Raw genomic sequence first — 1578 nt, forward strand, 5'->3', positions numbered from 1 at the left:
GTGACCTCGCCCTTGGGGGCGGCTGGCTCCCCGGCGACGCGAGCGCCGCCAAGGCCCCCGCCGCCCCCAAGGGCGAGGTCACCGTGCGGGGCGCCCTCCAGGCCTCCGAGAGCCCCGGCTCCAACGGGGTCACCGCCGCGGGCGGCCTCCCCCGCGGACAGCTCGGCGCGATCAGCTCGGCCTCGCTGGTCAACCTCGTACGCGACGACGTGTACGACGCGTGGGTCACCCTCGCCAAGGCCGACTCCGGGATGAAGGCGGTCCCGCCGACCGCCCCGAACGACACCGGCCTGGACCTGAAGGCCTTCCAGAACCTCGGCTACACCGGCGAGTGGTTCGTCTTCGCGGGCTTCGTCCTCTTCATGTGGTTCCGGCTGTTCCGCCGGGAGGCGGAGGTCGCCCGCGACGCCCGCCTCGGGCTGCTCCCGGACACCGCCGGGACCGCCCCGTAAGCGATCGCGGGTCTCGGAGCACAGGCTCTCAGGACGCCGGGAGGATGCCCGTCCGGTAGACCGTTCCCGCGCACGCGTTCGCGACTGTGGTGCCCGCTGACGGCGCGCCCGCGTCCGCGGTCAGGGAGACCACGACACTGCCGTCCTTCACGCCGCCCTCGGTCCGGACGAGCTGCGTCTGCGTGCCGTCGGACGCGCCGCCGTCCGGGCTGCCGGTGCCGCCGCCGTCGGAGGGCGTCGGGTCCGGCGTGGGCTCCCCGCCGTCCGCGGGGCACGTGTCCGAGGGCACCCAGGCGAAGCGCACCTCGTACGCCCCGCCGGGCCGCAGCACGAGCGGGCTCGCCTCGGTCGACGGATCGGGCAGGCCGCTCGCCGCGTCGCCCGCCGTGTGGTCGACGACGGTCACCCGCGCCGGATCGGCCGCGCCCTGCGCCGTCACGGCGACCGCACCCGCGGACTCCACCGTGCAGCTCGCCTTGGAGATGTTGGTGACGCGGAAGCTGCCGTACACCGGGCCGCCGCCCTCCGCGGGGCCCGCACCGCCGGTGGCGCCGAGCTGGGCCGCGGAACAGGCGGGCGAGGTGGCGGCCTCGGAGGTGCCGGGGTCGGGCGAACCGGTGCCGCCGGCGCCCGAGCCGTCCTTGCCCCTGCCCTCCTTCTTCTCCTTCTTCTCCTTCTTGTCCTTGCTCTTGGACTTGTCGGGCTTCTTGCCCGTATCCCGCACGCCGCCCTCGGTGCCCTTGGCGCGGCCGGAGCCGCCCTGTGACTCCTGGCTGCTGCCCGCGATCGCGGGCCGGTCGTCCGCCTCGCCCCGGGCGTTGGTGACATGCACCAGGGCGGGCACGGCGGTGCCGATGAAGAGCGCGGCGGCGGCGAGTCCGACGACGGCCTGGCGCTTGCGGGCCCTGCGGGCGGGAACCGCCTGGCGCAGGTGCTCCAGCGAGCGCTCGCTCGGCTCGATCTCCTCGACCGCCTGCCGCATCATCCGCCGCAGGGCGAGCTCGTCGGCTCCGAGGCTCTCCTCGGGGCCGGGACGGGGGGGGGGGGGGGGGGGGGGGGGGGGGGGGGGGGGGGGGGGGGGGGGGGGGGGGGGGGGGGGGGCGGGGCCGACGAGCTCGCCCTGCGG

At 76.8% G+C, this 1578-nt stretch carries 2 protein-coding genes; one reads left to right on the plus strand and one right to left on the minus strand.

Annotated features, from left to right (window positions below; all coding sequences use genetic code 11):
- On the plus strand, nt 1-452 hold a 452-nt coding region (locus AB8Z36_RS39835), incomplete at its 5' end, for an SURF1 family cytochrome oxidase biogenesis protein (protein ID WP_369218240.1).
- 28 nt (nt 453-480) lie between these two features.
- Here the strand turns inward: AB8Z36_RS39835 and AB8Z36_RS39840 are convergent.
- Complete coding sequence (locus AB8Z36_RS39840; RefSeq protein ID WP_369218241.1) at nt 481-1437, minus strand: hypothetical protein; 957 nt, start codon at nt 1435-1437, stop codon at nt 481-483.
- Nucleotides 1438-1578 lie beyond the last annotated feature (141 nt).

The sequence above is a fragment of the Streptomyces flavofungini genome (genome assembly GCF_041028215.1).
Classification (GTDB): Bacteria; Actinomycetota; Actinomycetes; order Streptomycetales; family Streptomycetaceae; genus Streptomyces; species Streptomyces flavofungini_B.

Excerpts from the sequence above, each read along its gene's own strand:
- AB8Z36_RS39840 (WP_369218241.1), bottom strand. The coding sequence starts at position 1,437 with ATGATGCGGCAGGCGGTCGAGGAGATCGAGCCGAGCGAGCGCTCGCTG.